The sequence below is a fragment of the Micromonospora sp. AKA38 genome, assembly GCF_027925725.1.
Classification (GTDB): Bacteria; Actinomycetota; Actinomycetes; order Mycobacteriales; family Micromonosporaceae; genus Micromonospora.
Map to the genome: position 1 here is coordinate 480,732 of NZ_BNEI01000001.1, position 18,394 is coordinate 499,125.

At 71.3% G+C, this 18,394-nt stretch carries 16 protein-coding genes and 1 rRNA gene; 8 read left to right on the forward strand and 9 right to left on the reverse strand.

The window, feature by feature from the left end:
• The first annotated feature begins 9 nt into the window (after positions 1-9).
• The gene (locus TPA0908_RS02305; RefSeq protein WP_281934647.1) at positions 10-657 is read left to right on the forward strand and encodes an ABC transporter ATP-binding protein; all 648 of its coding nucleotides are present in this window, start codon (positions 10-12) and stop codon (positions 655-657) included.
• Positions 654-1,853, forward strand: a complete 1,200-nt coding sequence (locus TPA0908_RS02310) for an ABC transporter permease (protein ID WP_281934183.1) — start codon at positions 654-656, stop codon at positions 1,851-1,853. The genes TPA0908_RS02305 and TPA0908_RS02310 overlap by 4 nt, the downstream gene beginning before the upstream one ends.
• Before the next feature lie 60 nt (positions 1,854-1,913).
• On the opposite strand, the gene TPA0908_RS02315 is transcribed toward TPA0908_RS02310, so the two are convergent.
• Positions 1,914-2,462 (reverse strand): hypothetical protein, encoded by a 549-nt coding sequence (locus TPA0908_RS02315; RefSeq protein ID WP_281934185.1) that lies wholly within the window; start codon positions 2,460-2,462, stop codon positions 1,914-1,916.
• Between the two features lie 413 nt (positions 2,463-2,875).
• On the opposite strand from TPA0908_RS02315, the gene TPA0908_RS02320 reads away from it, so the two are divergent.
• Positions 2,876-4,399 (forward strand): non-reducing end alpha-L-arabinofuranosidase family hydrolase, encoded by a 1,524-nt coding sequence (locus tag TPA0908_RS02320; RefSeq protein WP_281934187.1) that lies wholly within the window; start codon positions 2,876-2,878, stop codon positions 4,397-4,399.
• A 63-nt stretch (positions 4,400-4,462) separates the two neighbouring features.
• On the opposite strand, the gene TPA0908_RS02325 is transcribed toward TPA0908_RS02320, so the two are convergent.
• Genes TPA0908_RS02325 through TPA0908_RS02340 form a run of 4 tightly spaced genes read right to left on the reverse strand, consistent with a single transcriptional unit; the run spans position 4,463 to position 7,602 of the window.
• Positions 4,463-5,527 carry an ABC transporter ATP-binding protein gene (locus TPA0908_RS02325; protein ID WP_281934188.1) on the reverse strand — a complete coding sequence of 355 codons (1,065 nt, stop codon included), beginning with the start codon at positions 5,525-5,527 and terminating at the stop codon, positions 4,463-4,465.
• A complete protein-coding gene (locus TPA0908_RS02330; protein WP_374709159.1) occupies positions 5,524-6,363 on the reverse strand; it encodes an ABC transporter permease in 840 nt (279 codons plus the stop codon). The genes TPA0908_RS02325 and TPA0908_RS02330 overlap by 4 nt, the downstream gene beginning before the upstream one ends.
• Complete coding sequence (gene modA / locus TPA0908_RS02335; protein WP_281934190.1) at positions 6,360-7,148, reverse strand: molybdate ABC transporter substrate-binding protein; 789 nt, start codon at positions 7,146-7,148, stop codon at positions 6,360-6,362. The genes TPA0908_RS02330 and modA overlap by 4 nt, the downstream gene beginning before the upstream one ends.
• Positions 7,149-7,182: 34 nt before the next feature.
• A complete protein-coding gene (locus TPA0908_RS02340) occupies positions 7,183-7,602 on the reverse strand; it encodes a TOBE domain-containing protein (protein ID WP_281934193.1) in 420 nt (139 codons plus the stop codon).
• Positions 7,603-7,927: 325 nt separating this feature from the next.
• Here TPA0908_RS02340 and TPA0908_RS02345 point away from each other — a divergent pair, with 325 nt between their 5' ends.
• The gene (locus tag TPA0908_RS02345) at positions 7,928-9,070 is read left to right on the forward strand and encodes a glutathione-independent formaldehyde dehydrogenase (protein WP_281934195.1); all 1,143 of its coding nucleotides are present in this window, start codon (positions 7,928-7,930) and stop codon (positions 9,068-9,070) included.
• 48 nt (positions 9,071-9,118) lie between these two features.
• Positions 9,119-9,400: an SCO0607 family lipoprotein gene (locus TPA0908_RS02350; RefSeq protein ID WP_281934197.1), complete on the forward strand. Its 282-nt coding sequence runs from the start codon at positions 9,119-9,121 to the stop codon at positions 9,398-9,400.
• Positions 9,401-9,453: 53 nt separating this feature from the next.
• Here TPA0908_RS02350 and TPA0908_RS02355 read toward each other — a convergent pair whose 3' ends face one another.
• Together TPA0908_RS02355 and TPA0908_RS02360 are read right to left on the reverse strand one after the other, a co-directional pair.
• Positions 9,454-12,135 carry an IPT/TIG domain-containing protein gene (locus TPA0908_RS02355; RefSeq protein WP_281934199.1) on the reverse strand — a complete coding sequence of 894 codons (2,682 nt, stop codon included), beginning with the start codon at positions 12,133-12,135 and terminating at the stop codon, positions 9,454-9,456.
• 197 nt (positions 12,136-12,332) lie between these two features.
• Positions 12,333-12,698, reverse strand: a complete 366-nt coding sequence (locus TPA0908_RS02360) for an alpha/beta hydrolase (RefSeq protein WP_281934201.1) — start codon at positions 12,696-12,698, stop codon at positions 12,333-12,335.
• A gap of 90 nt (positions 12,699-12,788) precedes the next feature.
• Between TPA0908_RS02360 and TPA0908_RS02365 the strand changes: the two genes are divergently transcribed.
• On the forward strand, positions 12,789-13,154 hold the full coding sequence (locus TPA0908_RS02365; RefSeq protein WP_281934203.1) for a VOC family protein: 366 nt from the start codon (positions 12,789-12,791) through the stop codon (positions 13,152-13,154).
• Positions 13,155-13,164: 10 nt separating this feature from the next.
• On the opposite strand, the gene argS is transcribed toward TPA0908_RS02365, so the two are convergent.
• Positions 13,165-14,883 carry an arginine--tRNA ligase gene (argS, locus tag TPA0908_RS02370; protein ID WP_281934204.1) on the reverse strand — a complete coding sequence of 573 codons (1,719 nt, stop codon included), beginning with the start codon at positions 14,881-14,883 and terminating at the stop codon, positions 13,165-13,167.
• A gap of 310 nt (positions 14,884-15,193) precedes the next feature.
• Positions 15,194-15,637, reverse strand: coding sequence for a PRC-barrel domain-containing protein (locus TPA0908_RS02375; protein ID WP_281934206.1), 444 nt, complete (start codon positions 15,635-15,637; stop codon positions 15,194-15,196).
• Between the two features lie 137 nt (positions 15,638-15,774).
• Here TPA0908_RS02375 and TPA0908_RS02380 point away from each other — a divergent pair, with 137 nt between their 5' ends.
• A complete protein-coding gene (locus TPA0908_RS02380) occupies positions 15,775-16,020 on the forward strand; it encodes an SCO4848 family membrane protein (RefSeq protein WP_281934207.1) in 246 nt (81 codons plus the stop codon).
• A gap of 680 nt (positions 16,021-16,700) precedes the next feature.
• Positions 16,701-18,215, forward strand: a 16S ribosomal RNA gene (locus tag TPA0908_RS02385).
• Positions 18,216-18,394 lie beyond the last annotated feature (179 nt).

Sequence of the window (18,394 nt, forward strand, 5' to 3'; positions counted from 1 at the left end):
GACGTCGGCATGCGCTACCCCGGCGGCGTCGAGGCGTTGCGGGGGGTCTCGCTGGACATCACCGAGGGTGAACTGGTCGCCATCGTCGGGCCGTCCGGCTCCGGCAAGTCGACCCTGCTCAACCTCATGGGCACCCTGGACCGGCCCACCTCCGGCACGATCTCGATCGCCGGGCAGGACGTGGCCGGGCTCTCCGACCGCCGGCTCTCCGCCCTGCGTGGCCGCTGGCTCGGCTTCGTCTTCCAGCAGTTCCATCTCGCCGCCGGCCTCACCGCCGCCGAGAACGTGGCTACCGGCCTGCTCTACGCCGGGGTCCCGCGCCGCCGCCGTCGGCCGCTCGCGCTCGACGCACTCGACCGGGTCGGCCTGACCCACCGTGTCGACCACCGTCCGGCGCAGCTCTCCGGTGGCGAGCGCCAACGTGTCGCCATCGCCCGGGCGCTCGTCAACGGCCCCGCCCTCGTGCTGGCCGACGAACCCACCGGCGCACTGGACACCGACAACGGGCGTGCCGTGCTCCGCCTGCTGCGCCGGCTCAACGAGGAGGGCACCACCATCGCCGTCATCACGCACGACAACGAGATCGCCGCCGACCTTCCCCGCCGCGTCGAGCTGCGTGACGGCCGGCTGGTGCGCGACACGGCGGTGGTCCGATGATCCGCCGGGTCCGGATCTCCCCGCTCGACCTGCTCGACGTCGGGCTGCTCGGCATCCGTACCCGCCGGGCACGGGCCGCGTTCTCGGCGTTGGGCATCGCGATCGGCATCGCCACCACGGTGCTCGTCACCGGCGTACCGGCCTCCGGCCAGGCGGCGCTGCTGCGCGAGCTGTCCGCGCTCGGCACCGACCACCTCCAGGCGCGGGCGCAGTCCGACCCGGACTCGCCGGCGGAGTTCCCCGAGGAGTCCGTGGCGATGGTCGGGCGCATCGGGCCGGTCACCGTGGCGAGCGCGGTCGCGAACACCCACGCGCTCGTACGTCGCAACGACCGCACCGACGCCGGCGACGGTTCCGGCCTGACCGTGCTCGCCGCCCGCCCGGACCTGCTGCGGGCGGTCGACGGGAAGGTGCGCTCCGGGCGGTGGCTCGACGCGGTCACGGAACGGTTCCCGACCGTGGTGCTCGGCTCCGTCGCCGCCACCCGACTGGGCTTCGCGGACCTGCCCGCCACCGGCGGTCCCGGTCCGTCGGTGTTCATCGGCGACCGGTGGTTCACCGTCGTCGGCATCCTCGCCCGGACGCCGCTCTCGCCGGACCTCGACCGCTCGGTTCTGGTCGGCTGGGAGGCGGCCCGTGACCACCTGCGCTTCGACGGGCATCCCACGGTCATCTACCTGCGGTGCCGGGAGTCGGCTGTGGAGGCCGTCCGGGAGGTCCTGCCGGCCACCATCTCGCCGGTCCGACCCGGGCAGGTGGTGGTGACCCGCCCGTCGGACGCGCTCGCCGCGAAGCGGGCCACCGAGAGCAACTTCGCCACGCTGTTCCTCGGCCTGGCCGCGATCGCGTTGCTTGTCGGTGGGATCGGTGTGGCCAACACGATGGTGGTCTCGGTGCTGGAACGGCGTACCGAGATCGGCCTGCGCCGCGCGCTCGGCGCGCACCGTGGCCAGATCCGCGCCCAGTTCCTCACCGAGTCCGCCGCGTTGGCCGCGCTCGGCGGGGTCGCCGGGACGCTGATCGGCACGGTCGCGACCGCCGGTTACGCGACCTGGCAGGGCTGGCCGGTGGTGGTCTCGGTGCCGGCGACGCTCGCCGGGCTCGGTGGTGCCGTCGTGGTCGGTGTGCTCGCCGGTGTCTATCCGTCGATCCGGGCGTCCCGTCTCACGCCGACCGAGGCGCTCGCCTCGACCTGAGACGTGCCGGCGCATGCGGGAGGCGCCGCCCGGTGCGGGTGGCGCCTCCGGGCCGGGCGGCTACTTCCGCTTGGCGGCGACCTCACGCTCACACTCGGGCGAGAACCTCATGCCCTTCGAGATCGATTCCGCGTCGTTGTGCTCGCCGCCGAGCGACCAGCCCGGGCCGTCGGTGCTGACCTCGACGTACCGGACGCCCTTCTCCTTGAGGCAGGCGACGACGTCGCGGGCGAAGTCCTTCGCCTCCGGGTTGGCCGGGTCGAGTTCCCAGGGCGGCAGTGGCAGCAGGTTCCCGCAGGCCTTGCTCGCGGCGCCGATCGGGCCCGAGGTGACACCCTCGGCCCGGGTCCTCCTGATGTCGACGCCATGCTCGGTCATGCACTTCTCGTACGGCGCGTAGCGGGCCTGCGTGTCCTCGTCGGTGTCGTCGAGACGGGCGCGGGGCCGCTTGTCGGTCGGCGGCGCCGGGGTCGTGGCGGCGGGCGTGGCGGTGCGGAGCGTGGCCACGTCCGGCTTGCCGGCGTCGGCCCGGTCGTCTCCGGTGGCCGAGCACCCGCTGCCGCTGATCGTGACGGCCAGCACCAGCGCGGCCATCGAATGCTTCCTCATCGTGACGCCTTCCTGTCGGGGCCCGCGGCGCGGTGCCCACCAGCGAGGCTCAGGATCACCGCGGACTGTCAGGAAGCTGTTCGCGTCTCGTCACGGAGTCGCTGTCGCGACCGAATGATGCGTAAACGTCGATGTTAGCGCCATCATTACCGCGGCCGGGGTCGGCCGGAGTGTCGAGAGGCGGCGCGCACCTGCGTGGGAAGGCGCTCCGGCCACCGCCGATGGATGCTTCGAGGAAGTTACGACTTGACGAACGTTCTGTTATCGCCCACATTCGATGGTCAAGGACGAGGCTGGGGTTGACCGGGGCGGGTCCGCCTTGTCGGGACTGGCGTGCGCGACGCGTGGGCCACGTCTTGTTAGCGCTAACACCCTGGCGGCGTACGTCCGGGTTTCGGCCATCGAGGAGGATCATGTTCGGCTTTGGTAGGTCCCCATCCGTCGCCCCGCCGAGTCGACGGCGGCGATGGTTGCCGCGCGTCGTCGCGGCCGGTGTGACGGCCGTGCTGGCCGGCGTCGGCGCGGCGGCCGTGGTGTCGTCCCCCGCCGCCGCGGCAACGGTCGACACCAGCGCCTGGTACGTGCTGGTGAACCGCAACAGCGGCAAGGCCCTGGACGTCTACAACCTGGCCACGACCGACGGCGCGCGGATCGTGCAGTGGGCGCGCAACAACGGTAACCAGCAGCAGTGGCAGTTCGTGGACTCGGGCGGTGGCTACTACCGGCTGCGGTCCCGGCTGTCCGGCAAGGTGCTGGACGTCTACAACTTCTCCACCGCCAACTCCGCCAACATCGTGCAGTGGTCCGACGCCAACGGGACCAACCAGCAGTTCCGGCTCGCCGACTCCGACAGCGGCTACGTCCGGCTGATCAACCGGAACAGCAACAAGGCGGTGGAGGTGCAGGGAGCGTCGACCGCCGACGGCGGCAGCATCGTCCAGTACGACGACTGGAACGGCAGCAACCAGCAGTGGCAGCTCGCCCGCGTCGACGGCGGGGGCACCCCCACCACGCCGCCGCCGAGCGGCACCTGCAACCTCCCGTCGACGTACCGGTGGTCGTCGACCGGCGCGCTGGCGCAGCCGAAGTCCGGCTGGGCGTCGCTGAAGGACTTCACCGTCGCCCCTTACCAGGGCAAGCACCTGGTGTACGCGACCACGCACGACTTCGGCTCGTCGTGGGGCTCGATGAACTTCAGCCCGTTCACCAACTGGTCGGAGATGGCCACGGCCAGCCAGAACGGCATGTCGCAGGGCACCGTCGCGCCGACGCTGTTCTACTTCGCCCCGCGCAACATCTGGGTACTGACCTACCAGTGGGGCGGCACGGCGTTCTCCTACAAGACCTCCACCAACCCGACCAACCCCAACGGCTGGTCCTCGGCGCAGCCACTGTTCACCGGCAGCATCTCCGGCTCCGGCACCGGCCCGATCGACCAGACGATCATCGGTGACGACCAGAACATGTACCTCTTCTTCGCCGGCGACAACGGCAAGATCTACCGGGCGAGCATGCCGATCGGGAACTTCCCCGGCAACTTCGGCTCGAACTACACCACGATCATGAGCGACAGCACGAACAACCTGTTCGAGGCCGTCCAGGTCTACAAGCTCCAGGGCCAGACCCGCTACCTGATGATCGTCGAGGCCATCGGCGCGCAGGGCCGCTACTTCCGGTCCTTCACCGCGACCAGCCTGAACGGCTCGTGGACACCGAACGCGGCCACCGAGAGCAACCCGTTCGCCGGCAAGGCCAACAGCGGCGCCACCTGGACCAACGACATCAGCCACGGCGAACTGATCCGCACCACCGCCGACCAGACCTTCACCGTCGACCCCTGCAACCTGCAACTGCTCTACCAGGGTCGAGCCACCAACTCCGGCGGCGACTACGGCCTGCTGCCGTACCGCCCGGGTCTGCTGACCCTGCAACGCTGACCGGTTTCCGGCGGCTCGTCACGGGCCGGTCTCCCCACGCGGGAGGCCGGCCCTCGGCGTACCTCAGGCGGGGTAGGCGCGGGTCTCCGCGGCCTTCACCGCGGCCCACACGGACCGGCCGGGCACCAGATCGAGGTGGGCGGCGGCGGCCGGCGTGACGTCGGCGGCCACCGTGATCGGACCGTCCAGTTGCACGCGGAGGTTGTCGCCGTGGCGTTGCAGCCCGGCGATGACCGCGGCCCAGGCGTTGCGCGAGCTGCCGTCGGGTCGGCTCGGATGCAGGGCGACGGCCGACGGCGGGAACGCGACGAACGCGTCGCCGTGCAGCGGGTCGGCGACGGTGAGGGTGAGCCGGTCGCCGACCCGGACGGTCCGGCCGTCGGCGGTGCCACGGTAGAGGTTGAGGCCGACGAGCCGGGCGACGTAGTCGGTGCGGGGCCGCGCGGTGATGTCGGCGGCGTCGCCGTCCTGCACGACCCGACCGTCCTCGACGATGACGAGCCGGTCGGCCAGGACGAGCGCGTCGAGCGGATCGTGGGTGACCAGCAGCGTGGCACCGGGATGGTCGCCGAGGTGCCGGTGCAGTTCGGCGCGGGTGTCGAGCCGGGTCCGGGCGTCGAGCGCGGCGAGCGGCTCGTCGAGCAGCAGCAGCACCGGGTCGACGGCCAGCGCGCGGGCGAGCGCGACCCGTTGGGCCTGCCCGCCGGAGAGCTGCCGGGGCCTGCTGCGCGCCCGGTCACCCAGCCCGACCCGGTCGAGCCAGCCGGCGGCCCGACGCCGCGCGGTGCGCCGGTCCGCGCCGTGGCGTCGCGGCCCGAAAGCCACGTTGTCCAGCGCGCTCAGGTGCGGGAAGAGAAGGTGGTCCTGGAAGACCACGCCGATGGGGCGCCGCTCCGCAGGTGTCCAGAGGTTCCGGTCGGGCCGGTCGACGGGTTGCCCGGCGAGGGCCAGGTGACCGGCGCTCAGCGGTTGCAGGCCGGCGAGGGCGCGCAGGGCGGTGGTCTTGCCGGCGCCGTTCGGGCCGAGCAGGGCGACCACCTCGCCGGCGTCGATGCGCAGCGGCAGGTCCAGGCGGAAGGCGCCCCGGTCGACGACCAGGTGCGCGTCCACGACGGGGGCGGGGCTCATGCGCTGGTGATCCACTTGTCCCGGAGGCCGGCGAGGATCGCCACCGACACGGTCAGCAGCACCAGGCTGAGCACGACCGCGCCGTCCAGGTCCCCGCCCTCGATGGTCTGGTAGACCGCCAGCGGCATGGTCTGCGTGACGCCCGGGTAGTTGCCGGCGAACGTGATCGTGGCGCCGAACTCACCAAGCGCCCGCGCCCAGCCCAGCACCGCTCCGGCCGCCACGCCCGGTGCCACGAGCGGCAGCGTGACGTGCGTGAACGTGGTCCAGCGTCCGGCGCCGAGTGTGGCGGCGGCCTCCTCGTAGCGGGTGTCCGCCCCGCGCAGCGCACCCTCGACGGCGATCACCAGGAACGGCATCGCGACGAACGCCTCGGCGACCACCACACCGGTGGTGGTGAACGGCAGCGTGAAACCGAACGTGGCGTCCAGCCACCCGCCGAGCAGGCCCCGACGCCCGAACACCAGCAACAGCGCCACCCCGCCGACCACCGGCGGCAGCACCAGCGGGACCGTGACCAGCGCGCGGACCAACCGGCGGCCGGGAAACCGGGCCCGCGCCAGCAGCCAGGCCAGCGGTACGCCGAGCAGCAGGCACACCAGCGTGGCGACGGTGGCCGTCTGCACCGAGAGTCGGAGCGCGGTCAGCGCGCCGGGCTCGGTGAGTCGCTGCGGCAGGCTGGCCCACGGCGCGCGGACCACCAGCCCGGCCAGCGGCAGCACCAGGAACAGCAGGCCCACCAGGGCGGGCACCAGCAGGGCCGCCGGCACCCGTTGTGCCCGACGGCGGCGCGGCGGCCCGCCCCGGGCCGCGGTGGGTGCCTCGGTCGAGGTCACGGCGCCTGGAAGCCGGCACTGGTCAGGACTGCCGTGCCCCGGTCGGATCGCACGTAGGCGACGAAGGCCCGCGCGCCGGACCGGTTGGGCGCGTTCTTCAGCGCCACGATGGGGTAGTCGTTGACCGCGCCGGCGGATTCGGGGAACTCCACGCCGTCCACGTCGTCGGCGGCGGCCCTGGTGTCGGTGCGGTAGACCAGCGCGGCATCGACCTCGCCGAGCTTCACCTTCGACAGGGCGCCCTTGACGTCCTGCTCCAGCGTCACCGGCCGGAGTGGCACCCGCGCGGCGCTCAGGGCCCGGGTCGCCGCCGCGCCGCAGGGCACCTGCTCGGCGCAGAGCGCCACCTTGAGCCCGGGCCGGGTGAGGTCGGCCAGCGCGGCGATGCGCTTCGGGTTGCCCTTGGGCACCGCGATGACCAGTTGGTTGCGCGCGAACGTGGCCGGGGAGCCGTCGCCGTTGCCGGCATCGGTGACCGCCTGCATGTTCTTCGGCGCGGCGGAGGCAAAGACGTCCGCTGGCGCGCCCTGGTTGATCTGGTTGGCCAGCGCGGAACTGCCGGCGAAGTTGAACCGCACCGTCACGCCCGGGTTGGCCGTCTCGAAGTCCTCGCCGATCCGGGTGAACGACTCGGTCAGCGACGCCGCCGCGAACACCGTCACCGTTCCGGTCACGCCGGAACCGGAGGTCGAGCCGGCCGGCGAGGAGCCGGTGCCGCCACCGCAGCCGGCCAGCGTCAGCGCCGTCACCCCGGCCAGCGCGGCGCGCACCATACGTGCCCCCATCAGGCTCTCCTCCCCGTGTTTCACTCGGCCGCGCTCACGCGCCCGGCCGTGGCCGATGCGCCGGGGTGGACCGCTCCACCACCACCGTGGTCGACTTGATCACCGCGACCGCGACCGACCCGACCCGCAGGCCCAGCTCCTCGACCGCCTCCCGGCTCATCAACGAGACGATCCGGAACGGCCCGGCCTGGATGTCCACCTGGGCCATCACCGTGTCCTTGGTGACCGCGGTGACGATCCCCCGCAGGCGGTTGCGCGCCGAGGACTCCTCGGCCCGGCCGTCCGGCCCGCCCGCCTGCTCGCGGACGAAGCCGGCCAGTTCCACGCCGTCGATCACCCGGTGGCCCTGCTCGTCGCGGGACGCGGGCAGCCGGCCGGCATCCACCCAGCGGCGCACCGTGTCCGCGCTGACGCCGAGCAGTTCCGCCGCCTCCCCGATCCGGAACACCGTCACGCCGGCACCCTACCGCTAGGCACCTGCCGGGAGGAACCGCCTTTTACCCTCGCTTCTGCGGCGCTGGAAAACACAGGCCCTCGCAAAAGCCGCGCAGAGAATTTTTTTTTCCGTTCTGACTGCTTCCGGTGAGCCCCGGTGGAAAGGTCGGAAAGAGGAGCAGGTTCCGTGGAGTCGGAGAGGCCATGCAGATCGGTTACAAGCTGGCCAGCGAGGGATTCGGGCCGAAGGAACTCATCCGGCAGGCCGTCCGGGCCGAGGAGGTCGGGTTCGACCCCCTCCGCGCCCTCGGCTGACCTGCCTCCGAAAGATGTGGAGACCCACCGTGAAAGCTCTCGTGTACCGCGGTCCCCGTGACGTCGCCGTCGAGGACCGGCCCGACCCCACCATCCAGGCCCCCACCGACGCGGTCATCCGGATCACCACCACCAACATCTGCGGCTCCGACCTGCACATGTACGAGGGACGCACCTCGGTCGAGGCGGGCAAGATCCTCGGCCACGAGAACATGGGCGTGGTGGAGGCGGTCGGCGACGCGCTCACCCGGATCAAGGTCGGTGACCGCGTCTCCGTGCCGTTCAACATCGCCTGCGGCACCTGCCGCAACTGCCTGCACGGCTGGACCAGCTTCTGCCTGCGCACCAACCCGACCGAGGGAATCGACGGCGCGGCCTACGGCTACGCCAACATGGGCCCGTACGACGGCGGGCAGGCCCAGTTCCTGCGCGTGCCGTACGCGGACGTCAACCTGCTGCGCCTGCCGCCGGGCACCGAGCACGAGAACGACTTCACCATGCTGTCGGACATCTTCCCGACCGGCTGGCACGGCACCGAACTCGCCGGGCAGGCCCCCGGTGACACGGTCGCCGTGTTCGGCGCCGGCCCGGTCGGGCTGATGGCCGCGCACAGCGCGCTGATCAAGGGCGCGGACCGGGTGTTCGTGGTCGACAAGGAGGCGGACCGCCTGGCCATGGCCGAGAAGATCGGTGCCGTTCCGGTCAACTTCGGCGAGGGCGACCCGGTGCGGCAGATCATGGACGCCACCGACGGGGTGGGCGCCGACTGCGGCGTGGAGGCGGTCGGCTACCAGGCCCACGACCCGTCCGGCGAGGAGCACCCGGAGCTGGTGCTGGACAACCTGGTCGACGTGGTCCGCTCCACCGGTGGGATCGGCGTGGTCGGCGTCTACGTGCCGCAGGACCCCAACGGTCCGGACAAGCGGGCGCGGGAGGGCCGGATCGGCTGGCAGTACGGCACGTTCTTCACCAAGGGCCAGCGGATGGGCACCGGCCAGGCCCCGGTGATGCGCTACAACCGACAGCTCCGCGACCTGATCATCGCCGGCCGCGCCCGGCCGTCGTTCCTGGTCTCGCACGAGCTGCCGCTGGCCGAGGCGCCCGAGGCGTACGGGCACTTCGACCGGCGCGAGCAGGGCTGGACGAAGGTGCTGCTGCACCCCAACGACTGAGTACGCGTACGGATGGCAGCCCCGGCCGAGGCGGCCAGAATTCTCCCCATGCGAACGCGAACTCTGATCGCCCTGGCCGGGGTCGCCCTGAGCGGCCTGATGCTCACCGCCGGCTGCTCCTTCGAGGAGGCCATCTGCGCCGACGGCGAGTATCCGGCCATCGCGGTCGGCGGGCAGGGCGGCAGCGCCTGCTTCCCGGACGGACAGGAGCCGACCACGCCGTACGTGCGCTACCCGGAGGGCAAGGTCCCGCAGCACGTCGACGACGAGTGGGACGTCTACTGGCGCACCCACGGCATCGACGAGAAGGGCGCGATCATCGAGCGCTGACCGGGGTCACCCCGCCGTCCCACCGGACGACGGGGTGACCACTGCCGGCCGCGCTACGCCCGGACCGTGACCGGCGCGCTGGTGGCACGACCGTCGAGGTGGCCCGCCTTCACCGCGATCACGGTCACGGTCACGGCCTTGTCGCGCATCGCCGCCGTCAGGTTCAGCGTCCTGGCGGTGCCGCTCACCACCCCGCCCACGCGCCACTCGTAGCGGTACGAGTCGGCGGCCGGCGTCCAGGTGCCGACGCCGGCCTGCACGGTCTGGCCGACCCGGGGCGTACCGGTGATCGTCGGCTTGACGGTGGCCTGCGGCGCCGCGCCCTTGGCGACCGGCGCGGTGGCCGTCGACGTCGCCTGCCCCGGCGAGTAGCCGGACCTGGTCGCGGTGACCGTCACGGTCAGCCGCTTGCCCAGGCGGGACGCCGGGATCACGTACGTCGAACCGGTCGCTCCGCTGATCACGACGCCGTCGGCCGCCCACCGGTAGGTGTACGCCGTGGCGGTCGGAGTCCACTGCCCGGTCGAGGCGCGGACCGTCGACCCCACCGCCACCGTGCCGGTGATGGCCGGCGGCGTCACCGACCGGACGGCCTGCGATCCGGTGATCGAGAACGCGTCGGCGAGCGACACCGGGTCGCTCCAGTCGTCCGGCCGCACCGCGACGGACGCCTTGCCCACGGCCGCGGACGTCAGATCCACCTCGGCGGTCAGGGTCCGGTGGTCGGCGGAGACGCTCTGCACCGTCGCGGTCAGCGCCGTGCCACCGGCCGGGGTGACCGTGACCTGGTGCTCCGACCGGAGACCGGTGCCGGTGACGGTGATCGTGCGCACGCCGCCGGCCGCCACCGAGGTCGGCGACACCGACGTCACGGTCAGCGGGTCGGGTGCCACGTAGAACGAGTAGTAGGTCTGCAACGACTCGACGCCGGCCGCGGTCAGGCTCTTCACGTACAGCGTGTGGTAGCCCGAGTCCGGCGGCGTCCAGGTGATCGTCGCGGTGCCGTCCGCCGCCGCCGCGACGGTGCCCTCGGCGCCGGCGACCTGGTACGCGTACGTCACCGCGCCGGGCTGCCGGGGCTTGAACGTGAACGTGCCCGGCGCGATCCGGCCGGAGCCCGACGAGGGGAAGTCGGTGGAGACGACCACCGGGGAGTCGGTGACCGACCAGGTGGTGCTGCCCTCGCCGGTCCGGATGCCGGCCGCGTTCCGGGCGACCACCGTCACCCACGTGTATCCGCGCTTCGTGAGCGTGAAGCGGAACGTCGCCCTGCCGTCGGCGGCGGCCGGGACGACCTGCCGGGTGGTCGGGTCGTTGTTGAGGACCGCCTCGTACTCCACGGGATTCGCCATCTCGGTGCCGACCGTGAAGTTGGCCGTCGATCCCACCACCTCCCCGCCGGTCCGGGTCACCCACGGCTTGGCGTCCCACACCGAGATGGAGATGAACCTCGGGTCGGACAGGGTGCCGTCGCCGCTGCGGCTCTGCACCAGCAGTGCCTGCGTGTTCATGTTCTGGTTGGTGGCGGTCCAGGTCAGGTCCGCGGTGCCGTCCGCGCCGGCCGGCAGGACGGTCTTCTGGTCGGGCTCGTTCCCGTTGTAGTCGCGACGCCAGTACAGGTAGGACTCGACGTCGGGCATGCGCGGGGCCAGGTGGAACCGGAGCGACGACCCGATGATGGCGGCCCGGTCGACGTCGCCGGTGACCCGGGGCGCGTTGTCCACGACGAACGTGTAGGCCCGCTCCGGGTGCGTCGTGCCGTCACCGGTGACGCTCCGCACGTACAGCGTCTGCCGCCCGGTCCGGGTCGGGGCGATCATCGCGGTGGCCCTGCCGTCGGCGTCGGCCGCGATCGAGCCGGACGGGCCGTCGTCGTCGATGCGCCAGGCGAACGACTCGGTGCCCCGGACGTTGGCGGTGAACTCGAACGCGCCGGGCACGCCGACGCCGTAGTCCAGGTTGGTGCCCCAGTCCGGGTAGGCGGCGGAGAAGACGGAGGGCCGCGTCTCCCGGACCCAGAACTCGTAGACGTTCCGCTCCGACCAGTTCCCGGCGCGGTCGACGGCGTACACGACCACCGACTGGTGGCCCGCGTCCGATGGCGTCCAGGTGACGGTCGCCGGCCCGCCGAGGCTCGTCGCCGGGACGGTCGAGTCCTGCTCGCTCTCGCCCGAGAACCGGTACTGGTAGCTCACCGTGTCGGCGGAGGCCGAGGTGAAGGTGAAGCTGCCGGTGTCGCCGACCGCGCCGCCGGCGTTGTCCCAGTCCCCGGTCGGGTACTTCGCCGACGCGACGGCCGGCGCCGGCCCGCCGGTGCGGTCGAGGGTGAAGTGGCAGGTGTCGCTCCACGGTGACGTGACGTCACCGTCGAGGACGCGGACCCGCCAGGCGTACGTGACGCCGTCCAGCTGGCGCGCGGGGTCCTCGAGCTGCACGTAGACCCGGTTGTTCCGCTGGTCGACCGCGTCGCGCCACTGCTGCGGCTCGTCCGGCTTGGTGACGTCCCACACCTGGAAGTCGGCCTGCGGGTCGGGGCTCTGCGGAGTCGTGCTCCAGGAACCCTGGATCACGACGGCGTGCGCGTCGTTGAGCCGCTCCGGGCTCAGGTAGGGCCCCGGTGCCGTCGGGGCGCAGTCCTGCCCGGCGGTGGTGAGCGCGGTCGGCCCGCCGGCGTCGGCGGCGGCCGGGGCGGCGTGCCCGCCGACCACCGTGCCGCAGCCGACCGCAATGGTCATGGCAATGGTGAAAATACGCCGAAAAGCGCGCGCGTGGGCACGCATGACGGTCCTCCCCCGTGATGACTGCGGGCGACACGATGAGCACCCGCGAGGGAAGGATCGCACGGGCGGCCGGCATCGACGGAACCCGTTTCTCCGATCAGGACGGTCGGGTCGGCGTCGCCGGCCGATCGGTCAGCAACCGGGGCGCGGGGTCAGCGGCCGACGTCGCGGGCGAACTCCTCCACCGCGGTGCAGACCCGCCCGAGCGCCTCGGCGGAGCCGGCCAGCGGGCCGGGCACCATCAGCGAGTGGTCGGCGCCGGCCACCTCCACCACGTGCGGGCTGAGCCGGCGCGCCACCGCACCGTCCCAGCTCGCGTCACCGGTGCCGCCGGCCAGCAGGAACGGCGACGTGATGCGGCTCAACGGCTCGCGGACGGCCGGCTCGTGCAGCAGCGGGGTCAGCCAGACCGCCGGGATGCCCCGATCGGCGGCGAGCGGGGTGGCGAAACTGCCCAGCGACTTGCCGACCAGCAGGTCGACGCCGGAGTCGAGGACTCTCGTCCGGTCCCGAGCCACGCTAGCCGGTGTCCGCGCGCCGGGCGGCACTGTCGCTGAAGCGGTTATTGACGGGCCTTCCCGGAGACGCCGGCCCGTTAGGGTCCGACCATGAGCGTGCATCCCCGCATCGTCACCGACGACTTCCCGGCCACCCTCGCCTTCTACACCGCCCTGCTCGGCGAGCCGGAGAAGGTGGTCGACGAGTTCGAGTACGCCGGCTTCGACGCCGGTGGCGAAACCGTGCTCGCGCTGCTCGGCCGGCGGGCCGCCGAGGCGGTGCTCCCGGTCGGGCGGGGCGACGGCGGCGTGCTGGTCGTGGTGCCGGTGCCCGACGTGGACGCCACCGTCACCGCGCTGCCCGCCGGGACGGTCGTGGCCGAACCCGCCGACCGTTCCGGCTGGGGCGTCCGCTCCGCCTACCTGCGCGACCCCGAGGGCAACCTGGTCGAGGTGCAGTCCTGGCCGGCCCGCTGACCCGGCCCGCTCACAGCCGCTCCGGGGTGCGGATGCCGAGCAGGTACAACCCCTGCCCCAGCACCCGCGCTGTCAGGTCGCACAGCGCCAGCCGGCTCTCCCGCACCGGCCCGTCGGCCCGCAGCACCGGGCACCGCTCGTAGAACGCGCTGAACGCCACCGCCACCCGGTGCAGGTGCCCGGCGAGCTGGTGGAACTCCAGGCTGCCGGCCACCGCGTCGACCACCGCCGGAAAACCGACCAGCTCGAACGCGAGCGCCCGCTCCGCCGGCTCGACCGGCGCGACGTCCGCGCCGGGCGGCGCCGCCACGCCGGCGCGCCGGAAGATCGACCGGATCCGGGAGTACGCGTACTGGAGGTAGGGCGCGGTGTTGCCGTCCAGCGACAGCATCCGCTCCCAGTCCAGCACGTAGTCCTTGCGCCGGTCACCGGCCAGGTCGGCGTACTTGATCGCGCCGATGCCGACCGCGCGTCCCACCTCGGCCGCCTCCGCGTCTCCCAGCTCCGGGTTGCGCTCCCGCGCCAACGCGGTCGCGCGCTCCACCGCCTCGTTCAGCAGGCCGACCAGCTTCACCGAGCCACCGGCCCGGCTGCGCAGCATCCGCCCGTCCGGCCCGAGGATCGACCCGAAACCGACGTGCTCGGCGCGGGCCGGCGGGGCCAGCCAGCCGGCCTGCGCGGCGGCCGCGAAGACCATCTCGAAGTGCCGCCGCTGCGGCAGCCCGACCACGTAGAGCAGCCGGGTCGCGCCCAGCGTGCCGGTCCGGTGCCGCAGCGCGGCCAGGTCGGTCGCCGGATAGCCGTACCCGCCGTCGGACTTGCGCACGATCAACGGCAGCGGCTCGCCGTCCCGCCCCACCGAACCCGGCGGGAACACGCAGTCCGCGCCGTCGCTGCGCCGCAGCAACCCGAGCCGGTCCAACTCGTCGACGGTCGGCGCGAGCAGGTCGTGATAGCTGCTCTCGCCCCGGAAGTCGGCTTCGGACAACGTCACGTCGAGCAGCTCGTACACGGTCAGGAAGTAGCTCTCGGACTGCGTCACCAGCAGCCGCCACAGCCGCAGCGTCGCCGGGTCCCCGCCCTGCAACGCCACCACCCGCAGCCGGGACCGGTCCCGGAACGCCGCGTCCGCGTCGAACTTCTCCCGCGCGGCCTTGTAGAACGCGTCCAGGTCACCCATCGACAGCTCCCGCGCCGCGCCGGCCTCGCCCAGGTCGACCAGGTGCTCGATCAACATGCCGAACGGCGTCCCCCAGTCGCCGAGGTGGTTGGCCCGTAGCACCCGGTGCCCCAACCACTCCAGCAACCGGGCCGCCGCGTCCCCGATCACTGTCGAACGCAGGTGGCCGACGTGCATCTCCTTGGCCACGTTCGGCCCCGAGTAGTCGACCACCACGGTCTCCGGCCCGGCGACCACCGGCACCCCGAGCCGCGGGTCGGCGGCCAGCGCGGAGACCAGCGCGCCGAGCGCCCGGTCGGCCACCGTCAGGTTGAGGAAGCCCGGCCCGGACACCTCGACCGACGCACACAGGTCGGCCAGCTCCGCGCGCTCCCGTACCTCCTCGGCGATCGCCCGCGGCGGCCGGCCGAGCCGCCGGGCCAGCGCGAGCGCCGCGTCGGACTGGAAGTCCGCATGATGCGAGCGCCGCACGACCGGGTCCACCGGCCCGCCGGCCACCGCCGCGAACGCCGGCGCCAGCCGGTCGGTCAACAACTTCTCAAGATCCATGGGTACGCCGATCTCGCTCGATCCGCCGCGCGGATCACCGGACGGGAAGGCGGCGGAGCGAGGACGATCGACGACGACCGGCGGCTCGATCCGCCGGTCGCAGGAGAAAAGGCTCAGCGCAGGCGGTCGCGGGACCGCCGGCGTCGCAGCGCGCCGAGCCGGACGTCGGGGGACGCCGTCGGGTACGCCTGCGAACTGCTCATGCCCGCAGCGTAACCGGCCGGCCCGGGGTCGGCGCAATCGCTTACCCGGACCGGCCGTCGGCGTACCCGGTCGTCAGGCCGGTGTGGCGGCGGCCCCGCGGTAGCGCTCAGCCCTGCCGGTAGCTCTCGGAGTAGTAGGTGCCGACCCGCTCCCGGTAGTCGGCGCGCGCGAAGTCGTCCGGGTCGAACGCCGGAGAATCCTTGACCTGCTCCCGGGTCCGGTCCACGTGCACGACCCGGTCCAGGTGGTCGACCCGGGCCACGGTGCCGGCCGGCAGCAGCACCTTCTTCCCGAAGATCCAGGGCCCGGTGTCCACCACCAGGTAGCGGGCGTCGGCCTCCTCGTTCGCCTTGTCGATCGTGCCGATGCGCCCGTCGGTCGCCTCCACCCGATAACGGGTCAGGTCGATCGGGGTGCCCGGGCCGGGCGCGTCGACGCCCTCGTCCGACCCCTCGGAGCGCTGCCGCGGCACGTCGCCCGGGCGGGTCTGGTCGTAGCCCCCGGCGAGCGCGGACGGATCGCGCCAGGCCCACGGACTGAACGGCTTCATGCTGGCACCTCCGCGGTGTCGTCTCGGCACCGGGAACAGTGCCCTGGCGGCGGCCGGTGAAACCCGGGCGCCGCGCCGGCACCGGGCGGGCCGCATCGCCGGTCTCGGCGGTCGGGCCGCTGGCATACTGGCCGACCATGGTTCTGTCGCGTGGTTGGTCGTTGTTCCTGGTCGGGGTCGGGGTGTGGACCTGGGTGATCTGGCCGAGGTTCGCGGTCGCGATCTGGAACGACCCGCGGGCCTGGTCCGCCGGCACCGTCGGGGCGGGCGATCCGACCGGCTTCCTCTGGGTGCACGCGTTGCTCATCGCCGCGTCGCTGGCGATCGGAACGACGGCCGGCGTCCTCGGCGTACGCGGCTGGTTGGCGACCCGCCGCCGGTGAGGTGGCGCGTTGAGCGCGCTGAACTGGGCAGATAGCTCGTTGGTGATGATGTGACGCGGGACGCTACCCCCGGATTTGACGATCAAACCCGCAGACGCGTAACTTTCTCTCTGCCAGCGCGGAACGGGGCAAACGGGATGAAAGCCCGACGCACCGATCCACGCAGGCACCGGGTCCGAACGGGGTCTCACCACCCCGCGAGGACGCGGTCCGGGAGGGGCTCGCCGGAACGCCGCAGGGCGGATTTGGCGGAGCGGAACCGACCGGGTAAGGTTGTCGACCGGCAGGGAACCGGGCGAGCTTGCGGGAAACCGCAGCGGCCGGCCTGCCAAATCCGATGATCAAGTGCAGCGGTCACCGCTGCGCGGGTTCACCGGGCGCCAACCCGTACGAAGCACGACAGACCGGGACACACGGTTTGACACGGCGGAGACGGTGAGGTAACGTAGTAAAAGTGCCCGGCGCGAGAGCGGCGGGGATGTGAACGAAATGCCCCGGGTCGGGGGCCTCCTGGTGGGGGTTTCCGGTGTGGTGTGTGGTTGTTCTTTGAGAACTCAACAGGGTGCTTGATAAGCCAGTGCCAATTGTTTTATACCCCGGACTGGTCAGGCTTTGGTCTGTCTGGTTGGGATTCCTTTGGCAACACTTTTGTTGCCAGGACATTGTGTCCGACAAAGTTTTTGTTGGAGAGTTTGATCCTGGCTCAGGACGAACGCTGGCGGCGTGCTTAACACATGCAAGTCGAGCGGAAAGGCCCTTCGGGGTACTCGAGCGGCGAACGGGTGAGTAACACGTGAGCAACCTGCCCTAGGCTTTGGGATAACCCTCGGAAACGGGGGCTAATACCGAATATGACCTCGCATCGCATGGTGTGTGGTGGAAAGTTTTTCGGCCTGGGATGGGCTCGCGGCCTATCAGCTTGTTGGTGGGGTGATGGCCTACCAAGGCGACGACGGGTAGCCGGCCTGAGAGGGCGACCGGCCACACTGGGACTGAGACACGGCCCAGACTCCTACGGGAGGCAGCAGTGGGGAATATTGCACAATGGGCGGAAGCCTGATGCAGCGACGCCGCGTGAGGGATGACGGCCTTCGGGTTGTAAACCTCTTTCAGCAGGGACGAAGCGTAAGTGACGGTACCTGCAGAAGAAGCGCCGGCCAACTACGTGCCAGCAGCCGCGGTAAGACGTAGGGCGCGAGCGTTGTCCGGATTTATTGGGCGTAAAGAGCTCGTAGGCGGCTTGTCGCGTCGACCGTGAAAACCTGGGGCTCAACCCCAGGCCTGCGGTCGATACGGGCAGGCTAGAGTTCGGTAGGGGAGACTGGAATTCCTGGTGTAGCGGTGAAATGCGCAGATATCAGGAGGAACACCGGTGGCGAAGGCGGGTCTCTGGGCCGATACTGACGCTGAGGAGCGAAAGCGTGGGGAGCGAACAGGATTAGATACCCTGGTAGTCCACGCTGTAAACGTTGGGCGCTAGGTGTGGGGGGCCTCTCCGGTTCCCTGTGCCGCAGCTAACGCATTAAGCGCCCCGCCTGGGGAGTACGGCCGCAAGGCTAAAACTCAAAGGAATTGACGGGGGCCCGCACAAGCGGCGGAGCATGCGGATTAATTCGATGCAACGCGAAGAACCTTACCTGGGTTTGACATGGCCGCAAAACCTCCAGAGATGGGGGGTCCTTCGGGGGCGGTCACAGGTGGTGCATGGCTGTCGTCAGCTCGTGTCGTGAGATGTTGGGTTAAGTCCCGCAACGAGCGCAACCCTCGTTCGATGTTGCCAGCGCGTTATGGCGGGGACTCATCGAAGACTGCCGGGGTCAACTCGGAGGAAGGTGGGGATGACGTCAAGTCATCATGCCCCTTATGTCCAGGGCTTCACGCATGCTACAATGGCCGGTACAATGGGCTGCGATACCGTGAGGTGGAGCGAATCCCAAAAAGCCGGTCTCAGTTCGGATCGGGGTCTGCAACTCGACCCCGTGAAGTCGGAGTCGCTAGTAATCGCAGATCAGCAACGCTGCGGTGAATACGTTCCCGGGCCTTGTACACACCGCCCGTCACGTCACGAAAGTCGGCAACACCCGAAGCCGGTGGCCCAACCCTTGTGGAGGGAGCCGTCGAAGGTGGGGCTGGCGATTGGGACGAAGTCGTAACAAGGTAGCCGTACCGGAAGGTGCGGCTGGATCACCTCCTTTCTAAGGAGCACCATCCAGTGAAAGCTGGTATGGAGCCCGCGACCTGCGAATGTCGGGTCGGGGTGCTCAGATGGCGGAGACACTGGTGAGTTTTTCCTCGGCAACGGCCGGGATCCTTCTAGTACAGCTGCTCTTCGGGGTGGTGGGAACGGAGTCCTGGTGCGGCTGGGGGGAGGCGG

Bases quoted from the DNA above. Each gene is read 5' to 3' on its own strand.
- TPA0908_RS02355 (WP_281934199.1), bottom strand. From the start codon at position 12,135: ATGACCATTGCGGTCGGCTGCGGCACGGTGGTCGGCGGGCACGCCGCC.
- argS (WP_281934204.1), bottom strand. From the start codon at position 14,883: ATGGATCTTGAGAAGTTGTTGACCGACCGGCTGGCGCCGGCGTTCGCG.
- TPA0908_RS02375 (WP_281934206.1), bottom strand. From the start codon at position 15,637: ATGAAGCCGTTCAGTCCGTGGGCCTGGCGCGATCCGTCCGCGCTCGCC.
- TPA0908_RS02350 (WP_281934197.1), top strand. From the start codon at position 9,119: ATGCGAACGCGAACTCTGATCGCCCTGGCCGGGGTCGCCCTGAGCGGC.
- TPA0908_RS02310 (WP_281934183.1), top strand. From the start codon at position 654: ATGATCCGCCGGGTCCGGATCTCCCCGCTCGACCTGCTCGACGTCGGG.
- TPA0908_RS02315 (WP_281934185.1), bottom strand. From the start codon at position 2,462: ATGAGGAAGCATTCGATGGCCGCGCTGGTGCTGGCCGTCACGATCAGC.
- TPA0908_RS02325 (WP_281934188.1), bottom strand. From the start codon at position 5,527: ATGAGCCCCGCCCCCGTCGTGGACGCGCACCTGGTCGTCGACCGGGGC.
- TPA0908_RS02365 (WP_281934203.1), top strand. From the start codon at position 12,789: ATGAGCGTGCATCCCCGCATCGTCACCGACGACTTCCCGGCCACCCTC.
- TPA0908_RS02320 (WP_281934187.1), top strand. From the start codon at position 2,876: ATGTTCGGCTTTGGTAGGTCCCCATCCGTCGCCCCGCCGAGTCGACGG.
- TPA0908_RS02305 (WP_281934647.1), top strand. From the start codon at position 10: ATGCGCTACCCCGGCGGCGTCGAGGCGTTGCGGGGGGTCTCGCTGGAC.
- modA (WP_281934190.1), bottom strand. From the start codon at position 7,148: ATGGGGGCACGTATGGTGCGCGCCGCGCTGGCCGGGGTGACGGCGCTG.
- TPA0908_RS02380 (WP_281934207.1), top strand. From the start codon at position 15,775: ATGGTTCTGTCGCGTGGTTGGTCGTTGTTCCTGGTCGGGGTCGGGGTG.